The sequence below is a fragment of the Bradyrhizobium sp. genome (assembly GCF_019244115.1).
GTDB lineage: Bacteria > Pseudomonadota > Alphaproteobacteria > Rhizobiales > Xanthobacteraceae > Bradyrhizobium.
On sequence record NZ_JAFATE010000285.1, the window covers coordinates 1 to 4,613 of the forward strand.

Sequence of the window (4,613 nt, forward strand, 5' to 3'; positions counted from 1 at the left end):
CAAGAAGAATTACAAAGATGCGCTGCTGGCCTTGGAAACCGAGGGCAAAATAAAGACAACGCCCGCAAAGCGAAAAAAGGGGACTTTCGCTGATCACGTGATTGTTGCATTTCCTTAGGAAAACTTGGATGGCTACCAATTCTTCCATTGAGTGGACAGAAGCCACCTGGAATCCCGTGGGTGGATGCACGATCGTTTCCCCTGGATGCACCAACTGTTATGCGATGCGTTTGGCGAATCGTCTAGAGAAGATGGGGCAAGGGAAATACTCTGGCACCACGCGTGTCAGTGGAGGGCGGGCAAAGTGGAATGGCCGGATCGTACTAGATCGTAATGCGCTTGAACTGCCGAAGAAATGGAAATCCGGAAGAACGATCTTTGTAAATTCGATGTCTGACCTTTTCCATGAAGGGATACCTCTAGAATTCATTCGTGAGGTCTTCGACACAATGGCGTCGACCCCGCAGCATACTTATCAAGTTCTCACCAAGAGAGCTGAGAGAGTTGAAGCGCTCTCAGCCCAGCTCCCTTGGCCACGAAACGTTTGGCTTGGCGTGAGCGTCGAAAATGAAGAATTTAAGTGGCGAATCGACTGCTTGCGGCGAACAAATGCAGTGATCAAGTTCTTAAGCTTGGAGCCCCTCCTGGGGCCGCTTGAGAAGCTAGACCTCACAGATATCGATTGGGCAATAGCTGGCGGTGAAAGCGGTCCTGGAGCGCGCGAAATGCGCGCTGATTGGGTTAGATCAATTAGAGACCAGTGCAAGGCCGCCAGCGTGGCGTTCCACTTCAAGCAGTGGGGCGGCGTCAACAAGAAGCGGACCGGTCGGATTTTGGACGGACGAACTTGGGACGAGTTTCCAACGAAAAGGTCTACGGAACGCCAATTGGCGATATAGCAAGCGTAGCCCGCATGAGCGTAGCGAGATTTTGCCGGCGGTCCCGCATGTCGCTGTCGCTCCGCGGGCTACGCCTCCTTTGCCCGCATGAGCACATCCAGTCGTGAAGAGTTCGTCCCAACGTATCAATGAAACGACAGTGCTTACGTCATTCCGAACTCACTTGTGGGCTTCCGGTCGGTCTCGAACAAGTGCTGTGCGGCCTCGACTTTCGCGGCGCAGCGCTGCAGCCATCGCGCCACCAGACCATCAACCCGCGCGGCAAATCGCAGTTGAACCGCGGCCAGCACAAGCCTCGGGTCCAAGTTCTGATCGAATGGTTTCTTGACGTCGTTGCGGGCGTTCATCTTGCCCTCCTGCCGGTGCGGCGGAGGGAGCGGCCCTGCGCCGTGGATTACACTCTTGTTTTGCGGATCAGCCCGGCTTCGAGCTGAAAATTCGGGCCCCGCGTCGTCACGGACGTGCACGACCGATCGGCCAGCCGCGTGAGCGGCCGGACGCGGGCGGCAATCCCTGTGATGTGTGTGCATGCGTTGCGCATCACGGTGGTCCTCAAGAGTGCGGGCAATTCTCCCGCGACGAACATCAGGACTTAAGCGCAGAGAAAGTTCAGCGCGTCAAACTTTTTCCGTTAGCGCGCCGTGAAATTGTAGAGGGCCGGCAATTTTCGAACGCCGGCGCAATGGACAGGGTTCGAAAATTTCAGCAAGCGTAGCCCGGATGAGCGCAGCGATATCCGGGATCTATCCCGCATGTCGCTGTCGCTCATGCGGTCTACGGCTGCCCGTCGTGCCGTTCTGTCGCAGCCGTAAATTCCGACTTTCAGAATAGAGCCTTGACTTTTCGCCGAATCAGAAGCATGATGCGCGCCGTCCCGCCTCGCTCGAAAGAGGGGCGTATCGGCCGATCGTCACGACACGTGGGGCGCGGGATGCGGTGGACGCTTTGGCGACGCGCACGATTTGGTAGTGCGGACGAACGGCGCTAAGACGGACGCAAAAGCGTGTGGTCCTGGCCTCCCGACGCTGAGGCCAAGGCGTGCGGTGACGAGCCGCGCGGTGACGGGAGCAAAAGAGCCCGGTTCCCGGGGAGAGCACGCCATAAGCGTTAAAACCATCGCGCAGGGAATGCCGGGATGATTTGGCTGAACCTGTGGTGTCTGCCGCCTGCTACCTTTTTTGCAGGCGGGCCATGGGGGCGGCCAGCTCCCGGCATTCCCTGCGCCCTCTGCGATTTCGAGGGCGGAGTAAACGCACAACTCGGGCACGTCGTGCCGCGGGAATGCGGACTCGTATCACTCCGCTGTCATGCCCGCTTCCCGCCTGCGCCGAGGCTTCGGCGCGGCCAAGAGCGTGACATCCAGTGTCCCAGAGGCGGCTGTGCTTGAGCCGATAGGCCGCGGCGTACTGGATCGCCCGGTCGAGCCGGGCGATGACGGATGAATGGTTGTTTGACAGGTTGAATAGGCAATCGGGTCGTCATTGCGAGGCGCGTTTGCGCCGACTTGTCCGCCGTAGCCCTAGCGGCAAGGCGGAAAGGCGTAGCCCGGATGAGCGAAGCGATATCCGGGATCCCGCATGTCGCTATCGCTCATGCGGGCTACGTTCACTTCTTCTTCGCGCCGACGCGGCTGATGCTCTTGATGGCGAGCGTGGGGCGACCGGATTTCTCGGCGATCTCGCGATCCTGCTCCATGATGTAGCCGCGCGCCGGTTCGTCGCCGTCGAGGCCGCCGAGCAAGTCCGCCGGTACGCGGCGGTTGGAGCGCTGCGAATCGTCTTCATAGACGACGTTGAAAAAGGCGAATTCGCCTTTCGGATTGGTTCCAGGTTTTTTCGGCATGGCTGGCTTGTCCTCGATCTCGGCCCCGCTGTCAAAGTAAAAAGCGGGCCGCGCGCCTTCGTTATCTCTGCACGATTCATGTGACGGACAGGAGTTTTGGATGCTCTCTGCTGATCGGCCTGCGACACGGCTCGCCACAAGGTTTGCGTTTCTGGTGGCCGGGTTCGGCATCGCCTGCTGGGCGCCGCTGGTGCCGTTCGCGAAGCAGAGGCTCAGCGTCGATGACGGCACGCTCGGCCTGTTGCTGCTGTGCCTCGGCATCGGCTCGGTCGGCGCGATGCTGGTGACCGGCGTCCTGAGCGCGCGCTATGGCTCGAGGCCCTTCATCATGTCGGGCGGGCTCGGCCTTGCGGTTTTCCTGCCGCTGCTCGCGGTTGCCGGCTCACCGCTGACACTCGCCGCATCGCTGCTCGTCTTCGGCGGCGCGCTCGGCTCGATCGACGTCGCCATGAACATCCACGCCGTCGAGGTCGAACGCGCCGCCGGACGCCTCCTGATGTCCGGCTTTCACGCGCTGTTCTCGATCGGCGGGTTCGCCGGATCCGCCGTGATGACGTCGCTGCTGTCGATGCACCTCGATCCGCTTGCGAGCACTTTGGTCTGCTCAGCGCTGATGCTGGCCGCGATGGTTTTCACCTGGCCGCGCCTGCTTCGCAGGGTCGAGGCACATGAGGGGCCGCTGTTCGTGCTGCCGCACGGGTCAGTGGTGCTGCTTGCGCTGCTCGCCGCGGTCACCTTCCTGGTCGAAGGCGCGGTGCTCGACTGGGGCGCGCTGCTGGTCATCGGCGCCGGCCTCCTTCCGGCGGCGCAGGGCGGGCTCGGCTACATGCTGTTCTCGATCGCGATGACGACGGGCCGGCTCGCCGGCGATGCCGTCGTCGCGCGTCTCGGCGATCGCGCCACGCTGTTCTGGGGCAGCCTGCTTTGCGTCGGCGGTTTCGCGGTGGTGCTGCTCGCGCCTGTCGCGGCCGTCGCGATGGCGGGCTTCCTGCTCATCGGCTTCGGCGCCTCGAACCTCGTGCCGATCCTGTTCCGCCGCACCGGCACGCAAAAAGTGATGCCGGTCGGCCTCGCGGTCGCGGCGATCACCACGACCGGCTATGCCGGCATTCTGGTCGGCCCCGCCGCCGTCGGCTTCGTGGCAAAACTCGCCTCCCTGCCGGCCGCATTCTGGATGCTCGCCGCGCTCATGCTACTGGTCACGCTCTCCGCGCGTGCCGTGACGACGGAGGGTCGGTAGGGTGGGCAAAGGGTGCGAAGCGCCGTGCCCACCATCTTTCTTGTGCGTTATACTAAGTGGTGGGCACGCGGAGCCTGTCATCGGGCGGCGCTATGCGCCGACCCGGTGGCTTAGCCCACCCTACAACAAGCCAAAGGGAAATTCTGATGACCACGCGTAGGGCACTTGTGAGTTTCGTCTGTATCGCCATCTCGGCCTCGCTGAACTTTACGGCGCATGCCGCAACCTGCGGCAACGGGCCGGGCGGATTCGAGGCCTGGAAGCAGCAGTTTTCCGCAGAGGCCCGCGCCAAAGGCGTCGGCGGTGCCGGCATTTCCGCGCTGATGGGCACGAGCTATGCGAGTGCGACGATCGCGGCCGATCGCAGCCTGCACAGTTTTTCGCTGTCGCTCGATGCGTTCCTCGCCAAGCGTGGCGCTGCGGCGATCGTGTCGCGCGGCCGTCAGCTCAGGCGCTCACAGGCGGCGATGTTTTCATCGATCGAGCAGCGCTATGGCGTGCCGCCGGGGCCGCTGATCGCGATCTGGGGCATGGAGACCGGCTTTGGCAGCCAGCGCGGCAACCAGAACATGCTCTCCTCGATCGCGACGCTGGCCTATGACTGCCGGAGGCCGGAATATTTTACGGACCAG

At 62.2% G+C, this 4,613-nt stretch carries 5 protein-coding genes; 3 read left to right on the top strand and 2 right to left on the bottom strand.

Annotated features, from left to right (window positions below; translation table 11 throughout):
• Window positions 1-128: 128 nt before the first annotated feature.
• Window positions 129-899: a DUF5131 family protein gene (locus JOZ76_RS12810; RefSeq protein ID WP_291698995.1), complete on the top strand. Its 771-nt coding sequence runs from the start codon at window positions 129-131 to the stop codon at window positions 897-899.
• Window positions 900-1,042: 143 nt separating this feature from the next.
• Here the strand turns inward: JOZ76_RS12810 and JOZ76_RS12815 are convergent, their stop codons facing one another.
• Both JOZ76_RS12815 and JOZ76_RS12820 read right to left on the bottom strand, forming a co-directional pair.
• Window positions 1,043-1,246: a hypothetical protein gene (locus JOZ76_RS12815; protein WP_291698996.1), complete on the bottom strand. Its 204-nt coding sequence runs from the start codon at window positions 1,244-1,246 to the stop codon at window positions 1,043-1,045.
• Window positions 1,247-2,504: 1,258 nt separating this feature from the next.
• Window positions 2,505-2,741, bottom strand: a complete 237-nt coding sequence (locus JOZ76_RS12820; RefSeq protein ID WP_291698997.1) for a hypothetical protein — start codon at window positions 2,739-2,741, stop codon at window positions 2,505-2,507.
• Between the two features lie 100 nt (window positions 2,742-2,841).
• On the opposite strand from JOZ76_RS12820, the gene JOZ76_RS12825 reads away from it, so the two are divergent.
• Both JOZ76_RS12825 and JOZ76_RS12830 read left to right on the top strand, forming a co-directional pair.
• The gene (locus JOZ76_RS12825) at window positions 2,842-3,981 is read left to right on the top strand and encodes an MFS transporter (RefSeq protein ID WP_291698998.1); all 1,140 of its coding nucleotides are present in this window, start codon (window positions 2,842-2,844) and stop codon (window positions 3,979-3,981) included.
• A gap of 146 nt (window positions 3,982-4,127) precedes the next feature.
• Window positions 4,128-4,613 (top strand): lytic murein transglycosylase (locus tag JOZ76_RS12830; protein ID WP_291698999.1); only part of this gene is annotated, 486 nt, incomplete at its 3' end.